This is a genomic window from Aestuariivita boseongensis (assembly GCF_001262635.1).
In the GTDB taxonomy this organism is placed as follows: domain Bacteria; phylum Pseudomonadota; class Alphaproteobacteria; order Rhodobacterales; family Rhodobacteraceae; genus Aestuariivita; species Aestuariivita boseongensis.
In genome coordinates this window covers 1-22,410 of record NZ_JXYH01000056.1, presented here as the reverse complement: position 1 = coordinate 22,410, position 22,410 = coordinate 1, and the positions used below count along the sequence as shown (strand labels likewise).

The 22,410-nt window shown below is 62.7% G+C and carries 27 protein-coding genes and 1 tRNA gene; 7 read left to right on the top strand and 21 right to left on the bottom strand.

Annotated elements, in window-relative coordinates; translation table 11 throughout:
* The 6 genes from TR61_RS16915 to TR61_RS16890 form a co-directional block, all read right to left on the bottom strand.
* Nucleotides 1-180, bottom strand: a 180-nt coding sequence (locus tag TR61_RS16915; protein ID WP_157440956.1) for an FAD-dependent oxidoreductase, incomplete at its 3' end; no start/stop codon positions are given.
* Nucleotide 181: 1 nt separating this feature from the next.
* The gene (locus TR61_RS16910) at nt 182-1,048 is read right to left on the bottom strand and encodes an isocitrate lyase/PEP mutase family protein (RefSeq protein WP_050931701.1); all 867 of its coding nucleotides are present in this window, start codon (nt 1,046-1,048) and stop codon (nt 182-184) included.
* Complete coding sequence (locus TR61_RS16905; RefSeq protein ID WP_172677010.1) at nt 1,045-1,662, bottom strand: cysteine hydrolase family protein; 618 nt, start codon at nt 1,660-1,662, stop codon at nt 1,045-1,047. The genes TR61_RS16910 and TR61_RS16905 overlap by 4 nt, the downstream gene beginning before the upstream one ends.
* A complete protein-coding gene (locus TR61_RS16900; protein ID WP_050931700.1) occupies nt 1,659-3,713 on the bottom strand; it encodes a hydantoinase/oxoprolinase family protein in 2,055 nt (684 codons plus the stop codon). Before TR61_RS16900 ends, TR61_RS16905 begins: the two co-directional genes overlap by 4 nt.
* Nucleotides 3,710-5,401: a hydantoinase B/oxoprolinase family protein gene (locus TR61_RS16895; RefSeq protein WP_050931699.1), complete on the bottom strand. Its 1,692-nt coding sequence runs from the start codon at nt 5,399-5,401 to the stop codon at nt 3,710-3,712. Before TR61_RS16895 ends, TR61_RS16900 begins: the two co-directional genes overlap by 4 nt.
* Nucleotides 5,398-5,955 (bottom strand): tautomerase family protein, encoded by a 558-nt coding sequence (locus TR61_RS16890; protein WP_050931698.1) that lies wholly within the window; start codon nt 5,953-5,955, stop codon nt 5,398-5,400. The genes TR61_RS16895 and TR61_RS16890 overlap by 4 nt, the downstream gene beginning before the upstream one ends.
* Before the next feature lie 118 nt (nt 5,956-6,073).
* Between TR61_RS16890 and TR61_RS16885 the strand changes: the two genes are divergently transcribed.
* The 5 genes from TR61_RS16885 (at nt 6,074) to cueR (ending at nt 11,741) form a co-directional block, all read left to right on the top strand.
* Nucleotides 6,074-6,865 carry a GntR family transcriptional regulator gene (locus tag TR61_RS16885; RefSeq protein WP_050931705.1) on the top strand — a complete coding sequence of 264 codons (792 nt, stop codon included), beginning with the start codon at nt 6,074-6,076 and terminating at the stop codon, nt 6,863-6,865.
* Complete coding sequence (gene leuC, locus TR61_RS16880) at nt 6,862-8,226, top strand: 3-isopropylmalate dehydratase large subunit (RefSeq protein WP_050931697.1); 1,365 nt, start codon at nt 6,862-6,864, stop codon at nt 8,224-8,226. The genes TR61_RS16885 and leuC overlap by 4 nt, the downstream gene beginning before the upstream one ends.
* On the top strand, nt 8,223-8,780 hold the full coding sequence (gene leuD, locus TR61_RS16875; RefSeq protein WP_050931696.1) for a 3-isopropylmalate dehydratase small subunit: 558 nt from the start codon (nt 8,223-8,225) through the stop codon (nt 8,778-8,780). Before leuC ends, leuD begins: the two co-directional genes overlap by 4 nt.
* 89 nt (nt 8,781-8,869) lie before the next feature.
* Entirely contained in the window at nt 8,870-11,344 is a 2,475-nt protein-coding gene (locus tag TR61_RS16870; RefSeq protein WP_050931695.1) for a heavy metal translocating P-type ATPase, read from the top strand.
* A 10-nt stretch (nt 11,345-11,354) separates the two neighbouring features.
* The gene (gene cueR / locus TR61_RS16865) at nt 11,355-11,741 is read left to right on the top strand and encodes a Cu(I)-responsive transcriptional regulator (protein WP_050931694.1); all 387 of its coding nucleotides are present in this window, start codon (nt 11,355-11,357) and stop codon (nt 11,739-11,741) included.
* A gap of 79 nt (nt 11,742-11,820) precedes the next feature.
* Here cueR and TR61_RS16860 read toward each other — a convergent pair whose 3' ends face one another.
* The 14 genes from TR61_RS16860 to TR61_RS20195 all read right to left on the bottom strand — a co-directional run bounded on the left by TR61_RS16860 (nt 11,821) and on the right by TR61_RS20195 (nt 20,631).
* Nucleotides 11,821-12,015 carry a DNA gyrase inhibitor YacG gene (locus tag TR61_RS16860; protein ID WP_050931693.1) on the bottom strand — a complete coding sequence of 65 codons (195 nt, stop codon included), beginning with the start codon at nt 12,013-12,015 and terminating at the stop codon, nt 11,821-11,823.
* Nucleotides 12,012-13,034, bottom strand: coding sequence for a ribonuclease E/G (locus tag TR61_RS16855; protein ID WP_050931704.1), 1,023 nt, complete (start codon nt 13,032-13,034; stop codon nt 12,012-12,014). The genes TR61_RS16860 and TR61_RS16855 overlap by 4 nt, the downstream gene beginning before the upstream one ends.
* Entirely contained in the window at nt 13,031-13,621 is a 591-nt protein-coding gene (locus TR61_RS16850) for a Maf family protein (protein ID WP_050931692.1), read from the bottom strand. Before TR61_RS16850 ends, TR61_RS16855 begins: the two co-directional genes overlap by 4 nt.
* A 93-nt stretch (nt 13,622-13,714) precedes the next feature.
* Complete coding sequence (infA, locus tag TR61_RS16845) at nt 13,715-13,933, bottom strand: translation initiation factor IF-1 (RefSeq protein WP_005978431.1); 219 nt, start codon at nt 13,931-13,933, stop codon at nt 13,715-13,717.
* Between the two features lie 69 nt (nt 13,934-14,002).
* Nucleotides 14,003-14,890 carry a carbon-nitrogen hydrolase family protein gene (locus tag TR61_RS16840; RefSeq protein ID WP_050931691.1) on the bottom strand — a complete coding sequence of 296 codons (888 nt, stop codon included), beginning with the start codon at nt 14,888-14,890 and terminating at the stop codon, nt 14,003-14,005.
* 79 nt (nt 14,891-14,969) lie between these two features.
* Nucleotides 14,970-15,551 carry a GNAT family N-acetyltransferase gene (locus TR61_RS16835; protein ID WP_050931690.1) on the bottom strand — a complete coding sequence of 194 codons (582 nt, stop codon included), beginning with the start codon at nt 15,549-15,551 and terminating at the stop codon, nt 14,970-14,972.
* Nucleotides 15,551-15,937, bottom strand: a complete 387-nt coding sequence (locus tag TR61_RS16830) for a ketosteroid isomerase-related protein (protein ID WP_050931689.1) — start codon at nt 15,935-15,937, stop codon at nt 15,551-15,553. Before TR61_RS16830 ends, TR61_RS16835 begins: the two co-directional genes overlap by 1 nt.
* Nucleotides 15,934-16,395 (bottom strand): arsenate-mycothiol transferase ArsC, encoded by a 462-nt coding sequence (locus TR61_RS16825; protein ID WP_082182015.1) that lies wholly within the window; start codon nt 16,393-16,395, stop codon nt 15,934-15,936. Before TR61_RS16825 ends, TR61_RS16830 begins: the two co-directional genes overlap by 4 nt.
* A gap of 1 nt (nt 16,396) precedes the next feature.
* The gene (locus TR61_RS16820) at nt 16,397-16,876 is read right to left on the bottom strand and encodes a UPF0262 family protein (protein ID WP_050931702.1); all 480 of its coding nucleotides are present in this window, start codon (nt 16,874-16,876) and stop codon (nt 16,397-16,399) included.
* Nucleotides 16,877-16,881: 5 nt separating this feature from the next.
* Complete coding sequence (gene hisD / locus TR61_RS16815) at nt 16,882-18,183, bottom strand: histidinol dehydrogenase (protein ID WP_050931688.1); 1,302 nt, start codon at nt 18,181-18,183, stop codon at nt 16,882-16,884.
* Between the two features lie 32 nt (nt 18,184-18,215).
* Nucleotides 18,216-18,710 (bottom strand): GNAT family N-acetyltransferase, encoded by a 495-nt coding sequence (locus TR61_RS16810; protein WP_245626915.1) that lies wholly within the window; start codon nt 18,708-18,710, stop codon nt 18,216-18,218.
* A 10-nt stretch (nt 18,711-18,720) separates the two neighbouring features.
* A complete protein-coding gene (locus TR61_RS16805; protein WP_050931686.1) occupies nt 18,721-19,191 on the bottom strand; it encodes a DUF2948 family protein in 471 nt (156 codons plus the stop codon).
* Nucleotides 19,188-20,456 carry a UDP-N-acetylglucosamine 1-carboxyvinyltransferase gene (gene murA / locus TR61_RS16800; protein ID WP_050931685.1) on the bottom strand — a complete coding sequence of 423 codons (1,269 nt, stop codon included), beginning with the start codon at nt 20,454-20,456 and terminating at the stop codon, nt 19,188-19,190. The genes TR61_RS16805 and murA overlap by 4 nt, the downstream gene beginning before the upstream one ends.
* Nucleotides 20,457-20,469: 13 nt before the next feature.
* Entirely contained in the window at nt 20,470-20,631 is a 162-nt protein-coding gene (locus TR61_RS20195) for a hypothetical protein (protein WP_172677009.1), read from the bottom strand.
* An 85-nt stretch (nt 20,632-20,716) separates the two neighbouring features.
* Between TR61_RS20195 and TR61_RS16795 the strand changes: the two genes are divergently transcribed.
* Both TR61_RS16795 and TR61_RS16790 read left to right on the top strand, forming a co-directional pair.
* A tRNA-Thr gene (locus TR61_RS16795) sits at nt 20,717-20,791 on the top strand.
* A 218-nt stretch (nt 20,792-21,009) separates the two neighbouring features.
* Nucleotides 21,010-21,381 carry a VanZ family protein gene (locus TR61_RS16790; protein WP_050931684.1) on the top strand — a complete coding sequence of 124 codons (372 nt, stop codon included), beginning with the start codon at nt 21,010-21,012 and terminating at the stop codon, nt 21,379-21,381.
* A 761-nt stretch (nt 21,382-22,142) separates the two neighbouring features.
* Here the strand turns inward: TR61_RS16790 and TR61_RS16785 are convergent.
* On the bottom strand, nt 22,143-22,410 hold a 268-nt coding region (locus TR61_RS16785), incomplete at its 5' end, for a hypothetical protein (RefSeq protein WP_216595422.1).

The following is a 22,410-nucleotide window of genomic DNA, read 5'->3' as shown; positions in this document are numbered from 1 at the left end:
GATCAGGCCTGCCGACAGCGCGGTCGAACCCGACGGCTCCCCCTCCCGCTCAAGCACAAGCACCTCGCGGCCCCTCTCATGCGCAGAGAGCGCCGCAACAAGCCCAGCCGCCCCCGCGCCGATGATCAGGACCGGCACATGCAGGTCGAACGCATCGGGGGTGGGCTGGATATCGGCCATCTCAGCCCTGCCCGCTTTCGTATTTACGGCCCGCCTCCAGCATTTCGGGTGTGCCAATGACGCGGTTCAGCCCGTCGAAATCGAACATCTGATCCTTGAAGGGCAGGTTCGATCCATTGGCCTGCAGGCTGGCGTAATAGGCCTGCGCCGTGCGGGCCAAAGCGCGGACGATGCCGCCGGGGAAGATCGCGATGGAAAAGCCCATGGCCTGCAATTCGCCGGTGTCTTTCATCGGGGTCGCGCCGCCTTCGACCATATTGGCCAGAAGCGGGATGCGATGCGCAAAAGTGTCGGCCACGCGGGCCAGTTCGTCGCCCGTGCGCGGGGCCTCGATGAACAAGACATCGGCGCCTGCGTCGATATAGGCCTCGGCCCGCTCAACCGCAGCGTCGAACCCTTCCACCGCGATGGCGTCGGTGCGGGCGATGATCAGCGTTTCGTCACTGGCGCGAGCATCGGCCATGGCCGAGATCTTGCCGGCCATTTCTGTTTTCGAGATCAGGGACTTATCCGCCAGATGCCCGCAACGTTTGGGGAAGGTCTGATCTTCGACCTGCAGCGCGTTGGCGCCAGCGCGTTCATAAATCCGTATGGTACGCTGCGCGTTCAGCGCGTTGCCAAAGCCGGTATCGGCGTCGATGATGACCGGCACATCCACCCGGTCACGGATCAGCGCCATGGTTTCGGCCATTTCCGAGGACGTAGAGAGGCCGATATCCGGACGGCCCAAACGCGTGTAAGCCACCGCAGCACCCGACAGGTAGAGCGCTTCGAACCCGGCCTGTTCAGCCAGAGCAGCGGTCAGCCCGTCATAGACACCCGGAGCGGCAAGGATCCTGTCCTGAGAAAGGCGCGCTTTCAAACTCATGACGCGGCCTCGATCAATTGAGTCACCTCGGCGCAGGTCATCACTTGCGTGACGGTGCCCAGAGACGTCAGCGTGGCCTGATGTACCTCGTCCTTGAATGCGGCGGAGCCATCCGACAGCAGGATCGTCTCGATATTGCGCAGATGTGCGTCACGTACGGTCGACGCCACGCCGCCATTTGTCACGATCCCGCCAATGATCAGCGTGTCGATGTCCAGCGCGCGCATGATGTATTCCAGACGGGTTTGGTAGAAGGCGGAATAGGCCACTTTTTCCACGGTGTAGTCGGCAGGCGCGAGTTCATCGACCAGCGCATGTCCAAAACCACCCGGCGCGAAATCGCCCTTGGTTAGGAACGGGCGGAGTTTTTTCAGGTGCGGCGCGATCAGCGGTTCACCCCGCGGACCGGGCACGAGTGTGAACTGGGCCGAGAAATAGGTGCCGCCCTTGGCGCGCAACGCGTCCACCACCGGCTTGATCCGGGCGGGCAAGGCCGAGATTGCCGCAGCCCCCTGCCCCGCGCGGCCATAGGCGCCTTCGGGGTGCAGGAAATCGTTCTGCAGGTCGATGGTCAGCAGACCGGTGCGTTTGGGATCCAGCGTGTCGATACTCATGCGCGCCTCTCGATAATCACATTGCCATATGCGTCGATCGTGCCTTGCAGATCTGGTTCGATCAGAATGGTCGTGTCCAATTGTTCAAGGATTGCAGGGCCTTGGATGACCGCGCCCACGGGCAGGGACAAACGGTCATAAATGGCCGTCTCATGCCAGCTGTCGCCGAAATGCACCTTGCGGTGCGTTTTCAATGCAGCCTCAATGGTGCCGCCGTCCTTGGGGGCCAGCGCCTTCAGATCAAATTTGGGCCGTCGCCCGATCACCGCGCTGCGCAGGTTCATCACGCGGCGCGTGCCGTTCTTCAGAAGGCGGCCATAGGTGGCGTGATACGCCTGGTCGAAAGCCTCGGCGATCTGCGCACGGGTGGGTGCGACAACTGTGGTGCCGTCCATCTCGACTCGCAGAGGGACCGAGACAGTGTGCGTCTGACCGACATAGGCCATGTCCAACTCGAAGATCGTGTCGCGCCGTTCAAAGCTGGATTTGGCGGCGTCCAGCATCGCAAGCCCTTGATTTACATGGGCTTGCATGACCTCGCGCAGGGCATCTTCGTCGACCTGATCGGCCATGACGTTCAGCGTTTGCACGAAATCCTGCCGCATATCCGCGATCACACAGCCCATGGCCGAGGTCACACCGGGAAAGCGCGGGACGATGGCGCGCGCAAGCCCGACATCGGCGAGGATTGCGCCTGCATGAAGCGCGCCGCCCCCTCCAAACGGCATGTAGGAAAAGCGTTTCGGGTCATAGCCGCGCTCGATACTCACCAGGCGGATCGCGCCGGCCATACGGGAGTTGGCGACGGTCAGGATGGCTTCGGCGGCCGCCATCGTGTCAAGGCCCAGCGGCGCGCCAACATGTTGATCTATTGCGGTTTTTGCGGCCTCCACATCCAGCTTGGCGATGCCGCCGATGGGGCTGTCTGGATCGATGCGGCCCAGCACGACATTAGCGTCTGTCACGGTGGGGCGGGTGTTGCCGCGGCCATAGGCGACGGGGCCGGGATCGGAACCTGCGCTTTCGGGGCCGATGTTCAGAAGCCCGCCCTTGTCGACCCAGGCGATAGAGCCACCGCCTGCCCCGATCGTCGCAATCTCGATCATGGGGGTCCGCACGACCATGCCAAAGTCGATGGAGGTCTGCGGGGCAAGGGCCGACTGGCCGCCCGCCACCAGCGACACGTCGAAACTGGTGCCGCCCACATCGCCGGTGATCACATCGGGAAACCCTGCGGTTTCGGCGATGTACCCGGCCGCGATCACACCCGCGGCGGGGCCGGAAAGTGCTGTTCTTACAGGCAGTTGGCAGGCGGTATCCACGCCCATCACACCGCCGTTTGACTGCACGATCATGAACTCTCCGCCAAAGCCGCCGCCTTTCAACGCGGTCTCAAGCCGGTTCAGATATCCAGCCACTTCGGGTTGCAAATAGGCATTCAGGGCCGCCGTGGAAAACCGTTCGAATTCGCGGATCTCCGGCAGGATTTCCGACGAGACCGAGACGTGGTCATTGGGCCAGATCTGGCGCACCAACCGGGCGGCCTCGGCCTCGTTTTCCGAGTTGGCATAGGCATTGGCAAAGAGGATCGCCACGGCCTCGCATCCCATCTCAAGAAGGGTGTTTGTTGCGTTTTGCACCTCGTCCAGATCGACTTTTGTGCGTTTTGTCCCATCGGCCAACGTGCGTTCAGTGACCTCCAGCCGCCTGTCGCGGGGCACGACTGGTTCGAAATCGCCACGCAGGCCCCAGGTGCGGGGCCGGTCGCGGCGGCGCATTTCCAGCACGTCGCCCAGGCCTTTGGTGGTGATCACGCCGATCTTCGCGCCCTTGCGTTCAAGAAGCGCGTTGGTGCCTGCGGTGGTGCCGTGCACAACGACGGCGATCTGGCTCAGATCGTCGATCTGCTGGCCGATGCCATTGAGGAAACCGCCGGACTGATCCGGACGGGTCGTGGGCACCTTGGCGACGCGGGCCTGTCCTGTCGCCTCATCAAGAATGAACACATCGGTGAACGTGCCACCGACATCAACGCCGACCATCTTGCTCATGGCTGCACCTCCTGCCAGGCGGGGCCGTAAAGTTCGGTTGCCTTATCACTGGACAGGAAGCCCAGCGCCACGTCACGCGCCACAGCCGCCGGATCGCGGTCGGATGCGGGGCCATAGCCGCCCCCGCCGGGGGTTTCCAGACGCACGGACTGGCCGCGCTTCAGCTGCATCCCCAGCATTTTCGAGGACATGGGCGGTTCGTGCCAGCCGTCATCCTGTTCATATTCGAAATGGTTCATGGCCCCGTCACTGCCGCCCACGATGCCCTTGGGCGCGAACCGTCCGCGTTCACCGAACAGGAACGCTCGGGCGTTTTCTTCGAGAAGCTCGATCTCATAGACCGCACCGAGACCGCCGCGATGCTGCCCTGCCCCGGCACTGTCGGGCCGCAGCGCCCATTGCTTGAACATCACCGGATAGGCCGCTTCGAGGATTTCCAAGGGCGGGATGGTCGCCGTCGAAATCGGCGCGTTGCCGTGGTTCAGCCCATCGCTTTCGATCGACCCGCCGTGACCGCCGCCGAAGAAGGAGAACATGACCCAGGGCTGTCCATTGGCCCGCTTGCCCGCGATGGAGAGCGCGTTGATCGTGCCATAGGCGTTGGCAACCACCCGGTCGGGTGCGGCCTGCGCCATGGCGGAAAAGATGACGTCGATCATGCGCAGGATCGTTTCGGTATATCCCCCAACGGGCGCGGGGAATTCGGCCGATAGAAGCGAGCCTTCGGGGATACGCACATCGATGGGCCGCATCACACCGGCATTGGCGGGTAGCGCGGGGAAGATATGTTTGATCGCGACATAAGCCGTCGCAACCGCAGTCGGCAGGGCGATGTTGACGGGGCCTGCGGTGACCGGCGCGGTGCCGGTGAAATCGAGGGTCATCTGATCGCCCTTGATTTCCAGCGCCACGCGGATCGGAAGGGCCTGATCGGTGATGCCGTCATTGTCGAGGAAGTCTTCGGCCTCCCACCGGCCATCGGGAAGGGTGTCGAGTTCCGAGCGCATCAGCGCCTCGGCCCGATGCCCCAGCGCATCGAGGGCGGCACGGACGGTGTCGGCACCGTATTCGTCCAGAAGCGCGTCGAGCCGTTTAACACCCAGATCCAGCGCGCCCAGTTGGCCGTTCAGATCGCCTTGCGCCGATTGCGGCAGGCGGGTGTTGCGCATGATGATGTCGATGACGTCCTGCTGGATCGCTCCGGCGCGGGCGAGTTTGACCGGCGGCAGCACGAAGGCTTCCTGAAAGGCATCCGTCGCCGACGGGTTGTAATTGCCCGGCACCGCGCCGCCCACATCGTGCCAATGGCCAACCGAGGCGAGATAACAGAACATCTCCCCATCGCGGAAATAAGGCCGCACAAGGCGCATGTCGCTGAGGTGCGTGCCGCCCATATGCGCGTCATTGAAGATATAGATATCACCGTCGGCCAGATCGCCATCGGCGGCGGCCTTGTCGATCACGGCCTTCACCGCAAAGGCCATCACGCCCACAAAGATCGGCAGGCCGGATTTACCCTGCACCAAAGTGTCGCCTGAGGTGGCATGGTAGAGACCATGCGAGGCGTCATGCGCTTCGGCGATGATCGGGTTGAAAGCCGCGCGGAACAGGGTCGCATCCATCTCATCCGCGATTTGCTCCATCCGGCCAGCAAGGACGGCCAGGGTGATTGGGTCAATCTCGCTCATGGGCGCACCTCGGCAATGTCGTTCCAGACGTCCTGACGGACGATCAACCCTTCGGAGAACTGGAAGCGGTCGATGAAGCGGATTCCGTCGAAGGGTGTTCCGTCAGGCCATTCGCCGTGCAGCGTGCCATAGCAATAGACCACGGGGCCCTCGTCGCTCATCGCCTGATCGAAACGTTCATAGGTTTTCTTCACGAAGCGATAGCGCGGCTTTGACCATTCGACCAACTGAGGCAGCGTGTTCATCGGCCCCGTGCCAGGAAAGTGCATGACAAACCCTGCACCGAGGAAAGTCTCCGCCTGTTCCAGATCACGCGCCTCCATCGCGGCGAGGAAATCGCGCACGGCAGCCACAGGATCGGGCAGCGCGGGCGCCCCCTGACGCGTCGCACCGCCGCGCATGTAATTGTCATGAGACATTTCGCGGGTGATCACGGTGATTGCGTCGGGCACCGCCGGAACCACGGACCGGACCGCATCGGTCACCGCCTTGCCCAGCCGCGCCTTGGCGCTGGCATCATAGCCTTCGAGGATATTGATTTCGACAATGGGCATGACCCCTCCCCCGCGTTATTTGTATCTTTCATAGTACAGATTTTGGCTGAATGAAAGGATACATTCTTGATTTCAGGGAAACAGGCACCTAGACTGGCGTCCGCAATTGGGGGACATCTTGCACGAACAGGCGACATCCGACCTACCTGAAGGCGGCAAGTCCCGCAGGGTCTACCTTTTGCTGAGAGACGACATAGCAACTGGGCAGCAAGCTGAGGGGTCGGTTCTGCCCAGTGAGCAGCGCCTGGCCGAGATCCACGGAGTATCCCGGGTCACGGTCAGGCGCGCCTTGGATGCTTTGGCGCGCGACGGTCTGATCGAAAAGAAAACCGGTGCCGGGTCGATCGTGCGATCGGCGCGTGCGCCCGATGGGGCGATCACTGCGGATATGGCCACGCTGATCCCGCAGATCGTGCAAATGGGGCGGGACACCTCGGCGCGGCTTTTGTCGTTTTCCTATGGCGCGCCGCCTGCGTTGGTGCGCAACGCGCTGGGGCTTTCAGACGGCGCGCGGGTGCAGACGGCCACGCGGGTACGCTCCAGCGACGGGACACCGTTTTCGCATCTGACGACCTATGTCCCCGAAGAGATCTCGCGCAATTATTCCGAAGCCGATCTGGCCACCACGCCCTTGTTCGAGCTGCTGGAGCGGTCGGGGGTCATCGTGGCCTCGGCCCGGCAAAGCGTAACGGCAACGCTGGCCGCGCCGGATGTGGCCGAGGCGTTGGGCGTGTCGGTGGGATCGGCCTTGCTGGCGTTGACGCGGGTGGTGCATGACGAGCAGGATCGGGGCATCGAATATCTGTCGGCCCTTTACCGCCCGGATATGTTCCGTCTGGATATGAGCCTGACCCGCGTAGGCGGGCAGGATGACCGGCATTGGGAGCCGGTGATCGGAGGGGCGCCATGAGCCGCAGTCTGTTCGACAAGGTCTGGGCGGCCCATGTGATCCATGCGCGCGAGGATGGCACGGATCTGTTGTGGGTTGACCGGCATTTTGTGCATGAAGGCTCGCACCACGCATTCCGCAAACTGGCCGCGCGAGGCTTGCCGGTGGCAGAGCCGGGTTTGACCTTTGGCGTGACGGATCACTATGCGCCCACGCGCGGAGAGCCTGCGAGCGAGGATATCGCCGGGATGATCCGGACGCTTTCGACCAATGCGCAGACCCACGGGTTGCAGCATTTCGCAATGGGCGATCCGCGGCAGGGCATCGTGCATGTGATCGGCCCGGAACAGGGCCTGACCCTGCCCGGGTTGGTGATTGTCTGCGGGGACAGCCATACCTCGACCCACGGGGCATTCGGGGCGATTGCCTTCGGGATCGGGGCCACGGATGTCTCGCATGTGCTGGCGACGCAGACGATCTGGCAGAAGCGGCCGAAATCCATGCGCATCACCGTGGACGGCGCGTTGGGTGCGGGGGTGACGGCCAAGGATGTCGCGCTGGCCTGGATATCGCGGCTGGGCACGGGCGGGGCGCAGGGCCATGCGATCGAATATGCCGGCAGCGCCATTCGCGGACTGTCGATGGAGGGGCGGCTGACGCTGTGCAACATGTCGATCGAGGGCGGAGGCCGCTTCGGCATGGTGGCACCGGATGAGGTGACGCTGAACTATGTGAAGGGCCGGCCTTTTGCGCCCTCCGACACGTGGGAGAAGGCGGCCGCCCATTGGTTATCGTTGCAAAGCGACGACGATGCCGCCTTTGACAGGGAGGTCACGCTGAACGCGGCGGATATCGCGCCGACCGTGACATGGGGCACCAGCCCCGATCAGGCGGGGCCGATCACGGGGATGGTCCCCATGGATGCCGCCCGCGATGCGCTGGATTATATGGGGCTGGAGGCGGGCAAACCGCTGGACGGGATCGCGGTGGATCAGGTCTTTATCGGCTCCTGCACCAATGCCCGGATCGAGGATTTGCGCGCCGCCGCTGCCGTGTTGCGGGGCCGGACGGCCAAGGTTCCGGGCCTGGTGTCGCCCGGATCGGCGCAAATCAAGAAACAGGCCGAGGATGAAGGGCTGGACCGTATCTTTGTGCAGGCGGGGCTGGAATGGGTCGCCTCGGGCTGTTCGATGTGCGTGGGCATGAATGGCGACATTGTCGCGCCCGGCAAGCGCTGTGCGTCGACCACCAATCGGAACTTCAAGGGCCGCCAGGGGCCCGGTGCGCGCACGCACCTGATGTCGCCTGCGATGGTGGCTGCCGCTGCTGTCACGGGCGCGCTGACCGATGTGCGCCCGTTGCTGGAGGGGCGCGAGGCATGAGCGGGTTTACCGACGTCACAGGCATCCCTGCCCGCCTGCCGCTGGAGAACGTGGACACGGACCAGCTGATCCCGGCACGGTTCATGTCGCGCCCGCGCAGCGAAGGTTATGGCCCCTTCCTGCTGCATGACATGCGCGAAACGGAACCCGCCGCGCGTTTGCCCGAGGGGGCGGAAATCCTGATCGCGGGGCGCAATTTCGGCTGTGGATCCTCGCGGGAGGCCGCAGTTTACGCGTTGGTAGATTTTGGCATCCGGGCGGTGCTTGCACCGTCATTCGGAGACATCTTCGCCTCCAACGCGGTCAATAACGGGCTTTTGCCGGCCCGCATGTCTCAGGACGCGCTGGACCTGCTGGACGGCCCGCTGCGCGTCGATCTGGCGGGCGCGGTGGTGCACCACGCGGGGGGCGCTGAGCCGTTCGAAATTGACCCGGTCTGGCAGACCAAGCTGCTGAATGGCTGGGATGATATCGACCTGACCATCCAGCATCGCGACGATATTGCGGCCTTCAAAACCCGCCATCATGCCGCCCATCCCTGGGCCAGGACCTGACCCGCGACATTCTTTCACGCGGCCGCCCTTGACCTTCCAGTGACTGGAAGCCCTATGTAAGAGCGGTACCGGCAGAAAGGTCCGTTCAAATGACGTCAGTCACGCTGAAAATCGATGGGATGAATTGCGCCTCTTGCGTGGGGCGGGTGGAAAAGCTGCTTGGCGCTGAACCTGGCGTGGAAAGCGCGCAGGTGAATTTTGCCACCCATACCGCGCAGATCACGGGTGATCCGGACCTTGCTCATGTCACAAAAGCGCTCAGCGATGCGGGCTATCCCGCGCAGGTCGAGACGACACAGATCCGCATTGGCAACATGTCCTGCGCCTCTTGCGTGGGCCGCGTGGAGCGCACGCTGACAGCCACGCCCGGCGTGACCGAGGCGCATGTGAACCTTGCCACGGGCGAGGCGTGGGTCAGCTACGCGGTGGGTTCGGACGCGTTGGAAAACGCCCTTCAGGCGGTGACCGATGCGGGCTATCCAGCGGAGCGGATTGAGCCGGACGCGCCTCGTGCGGCAGAAGACGGCCCGTCCGAGGAAATGACCGCCCTGAAGCGCGCCACGCTGATCGCGGCAGTGCTGACCCTGCCGGTGTTTGTGCTGGAGATGGGCAGCCACATGATCCCAGCCTTTCACCACTGGGTGATGTCCACCATCGGGATGCAGACCAGCCGGGTGATCCAGTTTGCCCTGACCACCGCCGTGTTGTTGGGGCCGGGGCGGATGTTCCTGACGCGCGGCTTTCCGGCGCTGGTCAAGGGCACGCCGGATATGAATTCGCTGGTGGCGATCGGCACAACGGCAGCCTGGGGCTTTTCCGTGGTCGCGACCTTTGCGCCCGGCATCCTGCCCGAAGGCCGCGTGGCGGTCTATTTCGAGGCGGCGGCGGTGATCGTGACGCTGATCCTGCTGGGCCGCTTCCTTGAGGCGCGCGCCAAAGGCAAGACCGGCGCGGCGGTGGCGCGGCTGGTGGGACTTGCGCCATCGACTGCGCAGGTGGAGCGGGACGGTACCGTCTCCGACATGCCAGTCGATCAGATCGCCGTGGGCGATGTGATCCATGTGCGCCCGGGTGAACGGATCGCCGTGGATGGTCGGATCATCGCGGGGCGGAGTTACGTTGACGAAAGCATGATCTCGGGCGAGCCGGTGCCGGTGCAGAAAGACGCGGGCGACACGGTGATCGGCGGGACAATCAACGGCACGGGCGCTTTCCGGTTCGAAGCGGAAAGCGTGGGCCGTGACACGGTGCTGTCGCAGATCATTCGCATGGTCGAAGACGCCCAAGGCGCGCGGCTGCCGATCCAGGCGCTGGTCAACACGGTCACAGGCTGGTTCGTGCCTGCGGTTTTGGCGGTCGCGGCAGTGACGCTGGTGACATGGCTTGCCTTTGGCGCAGGTGTTGGGCCTGCGGTGGTGGCCGCGGTGGCCGTTCTGATCATCGCCTGTCCTTGTGCGATGGGTTTGGCGACGCCGACCTCGATCATGGTGGGCACGGGCCGCGCGGCGGAACTGGGTGTGCTTTTCCGCAAGGGCGATGCATTGCAGACGTTGTCCCGCGTGGACCTGGTGGCTTTCGACAAGACCGGCACTCTGACACAAGGACGGCCCGAACTGGTGACGCTGGACGTGGCAGACGGTCAGGATGAAGCCCGCGTTCTGCGCCTTGTGGCGGCGGCAGAAGGGCAATCCGAGCATCCGATTGCCCGTGCCATTGCCCGCGCTGCAGGCGATCAACCCTTGCCCGAGGTCACCCGTTTCGACGCGATCCGCGGCATGGGCATCCGGGCAGAAGTTGATGGCGTGGACGTGCGCGTGGGCGCAGACAGGTATCTGCGCGCCGAGGGCTTTGACCTGAGCCCCTTTGCAGATGTCGTGACCCGGATCAGCGCCGAAGGACAAACGCCCTTCTATGCCGCATTGGGCGACGAACTGGTTGCCGTGATTGGTGTGGCTGACCCGGTCAAGCCCAGCGCCGTTGCGACGATTGACGCACTGCACAAGATGGGCCTGAAAACGGCCATGATCACCGGCGACAACGCCGGCACCGCGCAGGCCATCGCGCACCAGCTTGGCATCGACCACGTGGTGGCCGAGGTGCTGCCCGATGGCAAAACCGAAGCGCTGGACAGCCTGCGGGCGGGTGGCGCCAAGGTGGCCTTTGTGGGCGACGGGATCAACGATGCGCCCGCCTTGGCCCATGCGGATGTGGGTATCGCCATGGGCACCGGCACCGATGTGGCGATTGAGACGGCGGATGTTGTGCTGGTGTCGGGAGATCCGGACGCGGTGCTGCGCGCGCTCAGCGTCAGCCGGGCGACGATGCGGAACATCCGCCAGAACCTGGGTTGGGCGTTCGGATACAACACGCTGCTGATCCCAGTGGCGGCTGGCGTGCTCTACCCGATCTGGGGGATCCTTCTGTCGCCTGCGCTGGCCGCCGGCGCGATGGCCCTGTCCTCGGTCGCTGTGGTCACCAACGCGCTGCGCCTGCGCAATGTCGGCCGCAGCCGGGCGGGCAACCCGCCGCAATCGCCCACGCCCGTGGCGCAACCGGCCGAGTAAGGAGAGCGCAATGAATATCGGAGATGTCGCAGAACGGGCGGGCCTGCCTGCAAAAACCATCCGCTATTACGAGGATATCGGGCTGGTGCGCCCCACGCGCGACGCGAACGGATATCGCGCCTTCACCGAACAGGATGCGCATAAGCTGATCTTTCTGGCCCGTGCGCGCGCCCTTGGGTTTTCCATCGAGGAATGCCGAGCCCTGCTGGCCTTGTGGGAAGACCGCGCCCGCGCCAGTGCCGATGTGCGCGCGATTGCCAAGGATCACCTGGCGCGGATCGAGGAAAAGATCGCGGATCTGGAGGCCATGCGCGACACGCTGTCTGATCTGGTGCGCTCCTGCGCAGGGGATAACCGGCCGGATTGCCCGATCCTGACATCCCTGGCAGAGGGCTGACGCACGCGTCCCGGGCTTGACCCGGGACCTCTGGCGCCAAGCGGAGGCCCCGGATCAGGTCCGGGGCATCCGCACAAGGTCAATGCGGTTTGCGCTGCTCTGCTTCGATCAGAGTTTCGATCTCTTCAATGGCCTTTTCGGCATCGTCCGGGTCACGGGAAGGCACCGCATATCCACCATTGAACCACCGCGCCAGATCCACATCCGCGCAGCGTTTTGAACAAAACGGGCGATACTTGGCATCAGTGTCGGATTGGCAGATCGGGCAGCTCATTCCAAAATCTCACTCAAAGGCAGACGGGCGCGTTTGCGTTGCAGCTCATAATGGCCCAGCGGCGTCCAGCCTGCCAGCACGGTTTCCACCTCATCTGCGCGAAAGGCCGAGCGCAGGGCGTTTTCAAAGCTGCGCCGGTCCTTCTTGGGCATGGGTGCCAAATCCATGGTGATCTGCCCGCCAAGTCCCCGCACCCGCAGCGCGCGCGGCAGCGCCTTGGCCGCCGCCAGATTGGCCTTGAGCCCGGCGGCGAAAGTCCCATCCGCACCGGTGTTCACATCCACCGCGATCAGCGCGCGTGTCGCCTCCAAATACATCGAGGCCTGCGCCCCCAAAGACACATGCGCCGCTTTGGCCGCATCAATGGCATCCAGCACACCGTGTTCATCAAACCCGCCGGGCGTGTCCACCACATCTGCAGGCTCCACCCAGTCGCGCCAGGCGAGTTGCCAGGGGTCATCGCCTGCCACAAGCATCTCGGGCTGGTCGGATTGATCCCCTGTCACCGCCTCCGCCAGATTACGCATATCGGTGATGTCAGTCGCAATATCCTCGGCATCCGCCTCTGCACAGGAGGAGCGCAGGATCAGCCCCATATCCGAGCCCTCCATCCCCTCATGCGCCAGTACCATCAGCTCATCGCGCAGATCGTCATCCTTGATCCGGCGCGAGATGTTCAGACCCGGCGCATCCGGCGTCACGATGGCATAGCGGCTTTTAAAAAGAACCCGCGTGGTCACCGGAATGGCTTTTCCCGGCTCGGCATAGCCCGTGACCTGCACGGTCAGCACCTGCCCCTGCCCGATCCCCTTGGCTTGCCGCAGATAGGCCGCGCCATCGGGTGTTTTCAGGAACAGACCGCCCTGCCCTTTCACCGGCCGGTCGGCCACCGCGCGATAGATCGTGCCGGGCGCGGGCGCATCGGCCTCGATCAGCAGATCATCAAGCTGTCCGCCCTCCATTAATGCGGCGGCTTTGCGTTCGCCAATATGGCCCAGAACGATGGTGCGTGTGGTCATGGGGCGCTCCATAACGGATACCCAGCGGCTTGCAACAGATTGGCGGTTTCCGCCAGCGGCAGGCCCACGATTCCTGTAAAAGATCCCGAAATCCACGGGATAAACGCCCCTGCAGGCCCCTGAATCCCATAGCCGCCCGCCTTGCCCTGCCAATCTCCTGTTGCGAGATAGCCTGCGATTTCGACCTCGGACAGACGCTTCATGCGCACCATGCTGACCGCATCGACTTCCCACAGCCGGTCACCGCGGCGCACGGCAACGGCGGTTATGACCCGGTGGCGGCGGCCAGACATCTGCCGCAGGAATGCGGCGGCTTCATCGGCGTCAGCCGGTTTGCCCAGGATACGCCGGCCCAAGGCCACGGTCGTGTCCGCACAAAGCACGATGTCCTCCGCGCCCGCCTGCACCGCCTGCACCTTTTCACGCGCCATCCGCGCGCAATAGGGGCGCGGCAGTTCACCCGGCCGCGGGTCTTCGTCGATATCCGGCGGGCAGATATCGTCCGCCTGCACACCGATCTGCGCCAGAAGCTCCCGCCTGCGCGGACTGGCCGAGCCCAGGATCAGTGTCGGTTTATGTTCGGGCATGGTCACTGTATCACCCAGATCGCCGACTGGGTGACGGGCCGCAATTTGCGTCGCAAATCGCTTACCCCGCACTGCGCGCGCATGCTGCGCGCGCTATTTAAAGCGGTAATTGATCCGACCCTTTGTCAGATCATAGGGTGTCATTTCCACCTGAACCTTGTCGCCTGCCAGAACCCGGATGCGGTTCTTGCGCATTTTTCCTGCCGTATGAGCGATGATTTCATGGCCATTCTCAAGCTCGACCCGAAACGTCGCATTAGGCAGGAGTTCCTTCACGACACCGGGAAATTCGAGCGTATCTTCCTTGGCCATGGTTTCTCCTTTGCTCATCCGCCCGCCAAGTTACGGGCGCGCTTTAAATGGGGGCAAATCGCCCGATTATCAAGGGTGTTTCGCGCGCAGCGACAGGGATGTGACCGATTGGTGACGCGGGGTTTGGTCGTCCCAATGGGCGCGATTGCGTACGCCGCCCCTCTCCCGCACATGGGCGGTAGCGGCAAAATCAAGCTCGGCAAAGGTCCAGCCGGGTTGACCGATCTGGCCCACGGCCATCACCCCATCGGCGGGCAAACCCACGTCTGGGGGGCAGAAAATGCCGCCCGCGCCGGTATTGGTTTCCACCGCTTCGGACCAGTCCGCCTCTCCCACCAGGGATGACATCACCGTAAAGCATTGATTTTCCATGGCCCGCGCCTGCGCACCCAGGCGCACACGCCAATACCCAGCCAGCGTTTCGGTGCAGGACGGGATCAGTAAAACATCCGCCTCAACCAGCGCACGGCCCAGCAGGGGAAATTCGCAATCATAACAGATCAAAACCCCGATCCGCCCCAGATCGGTGTCAAACAGATGCAAGGGCCCACCTGGGGCCACATCCCAGGGGTCGCGCTCCCAAGGGGTCATGATCTGCTTGTCCTGCTCGGCCACAACGCCCTCGGGCGTGATCAGCCGCGCACGGTTCACCGGCCGGGGATCACCCGCCGCGGGGCCCGACCCGGCCAGAATATGCACGCCATGTTCCCGCGCCAGTGCGGCGTGGATAGCATCTGCCTGCGCCAGCCGCTCGGCCACCGCATGAAGCGAACCCTCCAGATCACCCGCCACCTCAAGCCCCGCCAAAGTGGCCAGTTCCATCGCCCCATATTCGGGAAAGACCAGCAATTCCGCCCCGGCCGTAGCCGCCTCTCTCACCCAGGAGGCCATCTTGTCCTCATAGGCCTGCCAGTTCTTCAGAACGTCCAGGGGATAAGCCGCCGCCGCCACTTTCATCTTGTCAATCCTTGCTTCTTTCTGGCCCTAAATACCCAATATTAAAGAGAATAATGCGCGCATCGCGCGCGCAATTGAATCACAGGGCCCGGATCCAAAACTGAAGGGGTTTCAGGGTCTCGTCCGCCTCACCCAGGTCCTTCCATGAGAATTGCGCCACCGCGCCCTCCAGCGGAGCATAACCGCGCGCGCGCCAGAATGCATCCAGCGCACGGTAACTTTCCGGGCGCTCGGGGTGATCGTCAGGGCGTACCACGCCGCAGAAAGCCGAATGGGTAAAGCCCAGCGCCCGGGCATGGGCCTCGCGCAGGTCAAAGAACTGGTGGCCGATGCCCTGGCCACGATAGCCGGGCAACAGAACGGATTCGGCGCAATAGAAGATGTCGTTCAGGTCATAGGACTGGCCGCCAAAGGCCGCCGCAAAATCATCGGCGTGCTCGGCCAGCGGCGCGCCGGTGGATGCTCCGACCAACTCCGCCCCGTCAAAAGCGCCGACCAGAATGGCCCGATCGCTTTTGCGATAGGCCTGCAGATAGGCGCGCTCATAGGCCAGATCGCCGTCATACAGATACGGCCAGTCGCGAAACACCTCGATCCGCAGCCGCGCCACATCATCAAGCGCGGCCTCCAGCGCGTCACCGGTGAGCGCGCGGACCTCCATCAGGACACCTGGCGCACCCAATCGGCCAAATTGTAATAGGTCGTCACCCGCGCGATTTTCCCCTCACGTAGGGTGAAAAACGACCCCGCCGGCAAGCGATAGGTCTGGCCCCGTGCCTCAGGCAGGCCGTCATCGGTTGCCAGATAGGTGCCGTTGACGATGTATTCCGCCGCTGCGCGATCGCCGTTCTCGAAAACCACCATATCGGTGAGGTTTTCACGATAACACCGGCTCATATGGGCGCAGAACTTCGCAAACAACTCCTTGCCCTCGCGAATCTGGCCTTCATTCACATGATGGGCCACGTCATCGGTCAGGCAGGCCAGCATCCCGTCGGTATCGCCTGCGTTGAACGCATTGAAATAGGTTTTGACGATTTCGCTCATGTCATCTCCGTGGGTTCGCCCCATTTTTCCTTCAGCTTGGCGATGATCTGATCCCGCGCCTGACGGTACGAGGCCAGCTTGGTCTCGCGCGTCTCCCCCAGGCCGGTGGGGTCAATGATCGGCCAGTATTCCACATCCAGATGATAGAACCGCGTCAGTTCCAGCGCGCGTCGCTGCGAGGCGGGCGAGAGCGCGACCACCAGATCGAAAGAGCTGAGATCGTCGCCCCATTCCTCCATCTCGTCGAACGAGCGGGAACGGTGACGTTGCAACTCAACATCCATTTCCTGGCAGACCGCGATGGAAAAGCCATCAATTTCCATGTCGTTATGCACGCCCACGGATTGCACGTAAGTGCCTGTCCCATAAAACTTTTTCATGATCCCTTCCGCCATCGGAGAGCGCACCGCGTTGTGATCGCAGCAAAACAGCACCGATTGCGGAAGGCGTTCTGTCACCTCAACCTCCGAAATGCAGAACGCAGATCAGGGTAAAGAGGCGGCGCGCGGTGTCGATGTCGATCTCGGCCTTGCCTTCAAGGCGTTCCTGCAGCACGCGGCTGCCTTCGTTGTGGATCCCGCGCCGGGCCATGTCGATGGTTTCGATCTGGCTGGGGGGCATCGTCTTCACCGCTTCGAAATAGCTTTCGCAGATCTGGTAATAGTCTTTCACCACCTGACGGAACGGACTGAGCGACAGGTGAAATTCGGCCGCCTTGTCATCGCTTTCTGTCAGCAGGTCAAAGACCAGCCGCTTGTCGCGGATGGCCAGATGCATCTTGTAGGGGCCCTCGGGCACCGGGCGATCGTCGCGTTTGGGCAGGACGAAGCTGTTGTCTTCCAGCAGATCGAAAATGGCGACTTTGCGCTCCTGCTCGATCTCTGGCGTGGGCGGGGGGAGGCCGGAATCGTCCAGCTCAATCTCGATTATCCGCGACATGTCCATTACCTGTTCAACTTATCCAATCTTGCGCGCACGGACAGGCCATGGGCCTCAAGGCTTTCGGATTGCGCCAACCGCTCCGCCGCGGGGCCAATAGCACGCAAGCTGTCCAAAGTCATCTGCGCCAATGTGGTGCGCTTGAGAAAATCCATCACGCTGAGCCCGGACGAGAACCGGGCCGACCGCGCGGTGGGCAGAACATGGTTGGGGCCACCGACGTAATCGCCGATGGCTTCGGGCGTCCATTGCCCCAGGAAAATGGCACCCGCGTGGACGCATTGTTCCGACAGCGCCACGGGGTCCGCCACGCACAGCTCCAGATGTTCCGGGGCGATGCGGTTCGACAGCGCCGCCGCCTCGTCCAGATCGCGCACGGTGATAATTGCGCCGAAATCGCGCCAGCTGGCCCCTGCAATCTGCCGGCGCTCCAGCGTGTCCAGACGCGCGGCAACGGCATCGGCCACAGCCTGACCGAACCCGGCGTCGGTGGTGATCAGCAGCGATTGGGCGCTTTCGTCATGTTCGGCCTGGCTCATCAGATCCAGCGCGATCCAGTCGGGGTCATTGTCGCCATCGGCGATCACAAGGATCTCGGAGGGCCCCGCGATCATGTCGATGCCAACCTTGCCGAAAACCCGCCGCTTGGCTGCTGCGACAAAGGCATTGCCCGGCCCTGTGATCTTGTCGACCGGCGCGATGGTTTCGGTGCCATAAGCCAGCGCCGCCACCGCCTGTGCGCCACCGATGCGATAAATCTCGTCCACACCCGCGATCTGGGCCGCCGCCATCACTGCCGGGTTCACCACCCCATCGGGCGTGGGCACGACCATGGCAAGACGCTCCACCCCCGCAACCTTGGCCGGGATTGCATTCATCAGAACCGAGGAAGGATAGGACGCAAGCCCCCCCGGCACGTAAAGCCCCGCCGCCGACACGGGCGACCAGCGCCAGCCCAGCGTGGCCCCTGTCTCATCCGTCCAGCTTTCGCCCCTGGGCATCTGCCGGCTGTGATAGGCACGGATGCGGTCTGCAGCCAGCGCAAGCGCGTCCCGGACCTGATCCGGGACCTCTGCTGCCGCCGCTGCGACCTCTTCCGCCGACATGCGCAGGGTCTCGGACGTCAGCTCCAGCCGGTCAAACTTGGCTGTCAGCTCAACGACGGCCGCATCGCCGCGCGTCCGCACGTCGTCGATGATCTGCGCAACCACGGCATCCACGTCAGGGCTGTCCTCACGCTTGGCATTCAGCAGAGCGGTGAAGCGGGCCTCGAAATCGGGATCGGATGTATCAAGAAACTGAACCATAGCAGGGGCCTTACCTCAGCCGCAATGCAGGCTCAACGGTCAAGCATCTTGACGTAGAAGAAATCATCCTGCCCCACCCCATCCACGATGATCGCACGCGGCTGGATCCCCATGCGTTCGAACCCGTTGCGTTCGTAAAACCGAATGGCGCGCGGGTTGTTCGCCGCGACTGACAGTTCCAGCTGCAGCGCACCTTTCTGGCGGGCTTCGGCTTCAAGCGCGTTCAGGAAAGACTGGGCTGCATCGGTGCCCCAGTGCACCTCGCTCACGTAAAGCGCGCCAATCTCGAACCGGTGGGCTGCAGCGGCATAGGCCATGGGAATCAGCGCGCCAATCCCGATCAGATCCTGCCCATGGAACAGTCCCCGCCAGCGCCCCTGCGCCAGCTGCGCACGATCGTCCGAGGCCGCGCGACGGCGCTGTTCGTCTGCCGTCGTCAGAAACGCTTCGGGGAAACGCTCCAGCGCCTCAAGCCGGATCTCGCGCCATTGCGGCTGATCGGCAGGCGTCAGGATGCGGGTTTCCACAATCAACGGGTCAGTCCTTATGCTCCGGCGCTTTGCCGGAGGGGGCCTTGTAGGGCCGGGTGACGTCTTTCAGCGTGACATCCAGCGCCTCAACCTCAAGGCGGATAGCGCCATCGCCCGCAAGGGTCAGCAACACATAGCCCGCACCATCTTCGGTCGGCTCGAACGTGATCGAAAGAAGCGACAGGATGGTGTCGGCATCGTTCCGGTCGATGCCCTGGCTGGCGACGCGCAACACGTTGTCGATGGCCAGAACGGCTTGAACCCGTTCCGCCCCATGCCGCGCGCGTCCGGTGTCTTCCCACCGGAACCGGTTCAGAAGCAGGGCAAAACGGCGGTCGCGGGGTCGCCAGGTCATTTCCGTGATCGGAAAGACCGCGTCCTGCGTCAGGCTGGCAATGACCTGCAGATCCTCGGCATCCAGCGCGCCCAGATGCAGAGGCCTTTCGCGGCCATCTTCGAACCGGGCGTCTTCACTCACTGTTCCCGCACCCGTTCGATTTTGGCGCCCACGCCTTCCAGCTTGCGCACCACATGTTCATATCCGCGGTCCAGGTGATAGACGCGGCTGACCACGGTCTGCCCTTCCGCCGCAAGCCCCGCAAGGATCAGAGAGACCGACGCCCGCAGGTCCGTCGCCATCACCGGAGCGCCTTTCAGCTGCGGCACGCCTGTCACCGTTGCCGTGCCGCCATGAACGTCGATCTTGGCCCCCATCCGCATCAGTTCCGGCGCATGCATGAAACGGTTTTCGAAAATCGTTTCTTCCAGCACGCTGACCCCATCGGCGGTACACAAAAGCGCCATCATCTGCGCCTGCAGGTCGGTGGGAAACCCGGGGAAGGGTTCGGTCGTCACATCCACGGCGCGGACACCATTGCCGTTGCGCGCAACTTTCAGACCCTTGTCTGTTTCGGTGATCTGTACGCCGGCCTCTTCCAGCTTCTGGCAGAACGCCTCCAGCAGATCGCGGCGACCGCCCAGCAGTTCCACTTCGCCGCCCGCGATGGCCGGGGCCAGCATATAGGTGCCCAGTTCGATCCGGTCGGTAACAACGGGATGCGTGGCCCCGTGCAGACGGTCGACGCCCTGAATGGTGATCGTATCGGTGCCTTCACCGTCGATCTGCGCGCCCATCTTTTGCAGGCAGTGGGCCAGATCGATGATCTCGGGTTCTTTCGCGGCGTTTTTCAAAACGGTTGTGCCCTTGGCCAGGGTCGCCGCCATCAGGGCGTTTTCCGTCGCCCCGACCGAGACAAAGGGAAACTCCACCACACCGCCTTTCAGGCCACCGGGGGCCTTGGCGTGAACATAGCCTTCCTTCAGCTCAAGCTCTGCGCCCATCGCCTCCAGCGCCTTCAGGTGCAGATCCACCGGCCGCGCGCCAATCGCACAGCCCCCGGGAAGCGACACAACCGCATGCCCGTCCCGCGCCAGCATCGGCCCAAGCACAAGGATCGACGCGCGCATTTTCCGCACGATATCGTAATGCGCCACGTGGTTGTTCAGATCATGGCTGGACATCGCAATGACCTGCCCGTCCTGCAGACTGGTGACCTCGGCCCCCAGCGACTGCAGCAGCGTTGTCATCGTCTGAATGTCGCTCAGCCGCGGCGCGTTGGTCAGCGTCAGCGGTTCATCGCTCAGAAGCGTGGCGGGCATCAGCGTCAGACACGCGTTCTTGGCCCCCGCAATGGGGATCTGGCCCGAGAGCGCCCCGTTCCCTGTAACGATAATCTGATCCATCTGCCTGCCCTCTTTACTCGCCTGATTTGCCTGCCTCGGCCCCGCCCGTTCCCGCCGCACGCGCCTTGGCCTGCGCCTTGCGCCGCGCCAGGTTCGCCTTCAGCGCCGCCTTCAACCGATCTTCGCGGCTGTCACCGGGTTTCGCGGGCTTTTGGGTGGGTGTTTTCTGCGCCATGACCCCTCTCTATTCCATCGTGCGAAAAGGGTCCAGATTGCGCTTGCACGATGGGCGGTTTGCGTCTATCAGGCCGCGCACAGGCGCTGCTGTAGCTCAGAGGTAGAGCACTCCCTTGGTAAGGGAGAGGTCGAGAGTTCAATTCTCTCCAGCAGCACCATTTATATAATCCAAATAACTGATCTAAAATCATAATTAGATTTTATTGACCATTTTACCCACCCCAATATCCACCTTTGACACTGCGCTGTGCGGCTGTGGCTCGTGGCTTTCGATATGCCAAGAACGCTTCTCACGCAGTAATTCTGGGCCGATACTCGACCGCTTTATTCTCCTGCGAGAGCTGACACAGCCTTCCGCAGCTGTTTAGGAGATGGAATGAACAAGCTTGGCACGCTCCTACGCGAACTCTTTTTTCGATACGGCCACCTGTTGTCGGCAGTCTCATTGCTGGCTATCACCGTGGCGAGCCTGTCGCCGAGAGGTACCGTCGGGGACCCTGGCACAGTCGGCATCTCTGACTACGTCGCTCATATTGTTGCCTACGCAGCTGTGGTTCTGTTTGCGATTGTACGACCGGCAGCACCTCTCTTCTGGACTGCAATTGCTGTGCTTGTTTGGAGCTGCGTCATCGAACTGATTCAGCCGTTGGTCGGGCGTAGCGGCAATCTTCACGATGTATGGGCGAACGCAATCGGCGTCTTTGTTGGCTGGATTGCTGGTCAAATGCTGCGTAGATTCTTGAGTTGAGTATCCATTGTTGCATCGGTGAAGACACACCGTTTTTCCAAACAATAGTTACGAAAATGTCATGTTTCTTTGCTTATTTTCTATCCCGTGAGGGGGCGGGTCCATCATCTAACGATTTCAGCGCCGAACCAGTTTTTGACTGCGTCCTCTCCACACCCCAAGCACTTCCAATGCAGTTCTTGAAATGACCCCAATGAAACAGCCCCGACGCTTACATAGGGGGCAGGCGACCGGGGCTGTCATGAGTGCACAAGCCTATGGAGCAAATAGGGTGCACAAAGAAGGTTAACGTTGGGATTTTGATTCTGACAAGAACTTTGGATTCCCGCGTGTGTTGGCTATAGCCGCGCATTTGGGCGCGCATCGCAGCCTCTGGGTGGGGTCTATGGGGTTAGTCTAACCCGCCATGAACACGTCGCAGTCCGCTAGACCGGTCGCATCATATTCTTTGGGTAACCAAAGGCTCGGGAGGCAACTGAGCGCGGTGCAATGGTCTTGGCCTTTGGTCTCAGCAAAACTCCTGAGCCCTCTTACCAAGAAACCTCGTCAATCGTCTCAGCGACACAGCGTCTTTGCTTCGCAGGCCATGTTTGTAGTTGGGATGCGCCTCCCCACGCGGAGCACCACCGCCTGCGCCATGGAGGCGGCACACGGACCACCCGCGCTTGGCGGGGTTACAGCACCGCTGTCGCGTTGACTTGGCCATGGCCGTGCATCTGGGCGCGTCTCTGAGCCTCTGAGTGGGGTCTATGGGGTTACCGTCACTTTTCACGGCTACCCCTCCCCTGGGTGGTGACATCGCCCACGATGGCTTGTCCGCCGCTCTCTACATTGACGCGTTCAACCCGAACGACTTGTTGAGCCTTGGCCCGGTTCTTTTTCAGCGCTTCCATCTGCGTGGTGAAGGTGCGCGTGAGCTTTGTGAAAGCTCGTTCCGCGCTGTCTTTGTGAGCCAGAGTACTTCCCCAATGATACCGACGGGATGCATCCATCGCGCAGGTATGGGTCACGGCCATCTGGGCCGCCAGC

Excerpts from the sequence above, each read along its gene's own strand:
- TR61_RS16910 (WP_050931701.1), bottom strand. The coding sequence starts at position 1,048 with ATGAGTTTGAAAGCGCGCCTTTCTCAGGACAGGATCCTTGCCGCTCCG.
- TR61_RS16905 (WP_172677010.1), bottom strand. The coding sequence starts at position 1,662 with ATGAGTATCGACACGCTGGATCCCAAACGCACCGGTCTGCTGACCATC.
- TR61_RS16900 (WP_050931700.1), bottom strand. The coding sequence starts at position 3,713 with ATGAGCAAGATGGTCGGCGTTGATGTCGGTGGCACGTTCACCGATGTG.
- TR61_RS16895 (WP_050931699.1), bottom strand. The coding sequence starts at position 5,401 with ATGAGCGAGATTGACCCAATCACCCTGGCCGTCCTTGCTGGCCGGATG.
- TR61_RS16890 (WP_050931698.1), bottom strand. The coding sequence starts at position 5,955 with ATGCCCATTGTCGAAATCAATATCCTCGAAGGCTATGATGCCAGCGCC.
- leuC (WP_050931697.1), top strand. The coding sequence starts at position 6,862 with ATGAGCCGCAGTCTGTTCGACAAGGTCTGGGCGGCCCATGTGATCCAT.
- leuD (WP_050931696.1), top strand. The coding sequence starts at position 8,223 with ATGAGCGGGTTTACCGACGTCACAGGCATCCCTGCCCGCCTGCCGCTG.
- TR61_RS16870 (WP_050931695.1), top strand. The coding sequence starts at position 8,870 with ATGACGTCAGTCACGCTGAAAATCGATGGGATGAATTGCGCCTCTTGC.
- cueR (WP_050931694.1), top strand. The coding sequence starts at position 11,355 with ATGAATATCGGAGATGTCGCAGAACGGGCGGGCCTGCCTGCAAAAACC.
- TR61_RS16860 (WP_050931693.1), bottom strand. The coding sequence starts at position 12,015 with ATGAGCTGCCCGATCTGCCAATCCGACACTGATGCCAAGTATCGCCCG.
- TR61_RS16855 (WP_050931704.1), bottom strand. The coding sequence starts at position 13,034 with ATGACCACACGCACCATCGTTCTGGGCCATATTGGCGAACGCAAAGCC.
- TR61_RS16850 (WP_050931692.1), bottom strand. The coding sequence starts at position 13,621 with ATGCCCGAACATAAACCGACACTGATCCTGGGCTCGGCCAGTCCGCGC.
- infA (WP_005978431.1), bottom strand. The coding sequence starts at position 13,933 with ATGGCCAAGGAAGATACGCTCGAATTTCCCGGTGTCGTGAAGGAACTC.
- TR61_RS16840 (WP_050931691.1), bottom strand. The coding sequence starts at position 14,890 with ATGAAAGTGGCGGCGGCGGCTTATCCCCTGGACGTTCTGAAGAACTGG.
- TR61_RS16835 (WP_050931690.1), bottom strand. The coding sequence starts at position 15,551 with ATGGAGGTCCGCGCGCTCACCGGTGACGCGCTGGAGGCCGCGCTTGAT.
- TR61_RS16830 (WP_050931689.1), bottom strand. The coding sequence starts at position 15,937 with ATGAGCGAAATCGTCAAAACCTATTTCAATGCGTTCAACGCAGGCGAT.
- TR61_RS16820 (WP_050931702.1), bottom strand. The coding sequence starts at position 16,876 with ATGTCGCGGATAATCGAGATTGAGCTGGACGATTCCGGCCTCCCCCCG.
- hisD (WP_050931688.1), bottom strand. The coding sequence starts at position 18,183 with ATGGTTCAGTTTCTTGATACATCCGATCCCGATTTCGAGGCCCGCTTC.
- murA (WP_050931685.1), bottom strand. The coding sequence starts at position 20,456 with ATGGATCAGATTATCGTTACAGGGAACGGGGCGCTCTCGGGCCAGATC.
- TR61_RS20195 (WP_172677009.1), bottom strand. The coding sequence starts at position 20,631 with ATGGCGCAGAAAACACCCACCCAAAAGCCCGCGAAACCCGGTGACAGC.
- TR61_RS16790 (WP_050931684.1), top strand. The coding sequence starts at position 21,010 with ATGAACAAGCTTGGCACGCTCCTACGCGAACTCTTTTTTCGATACGGC.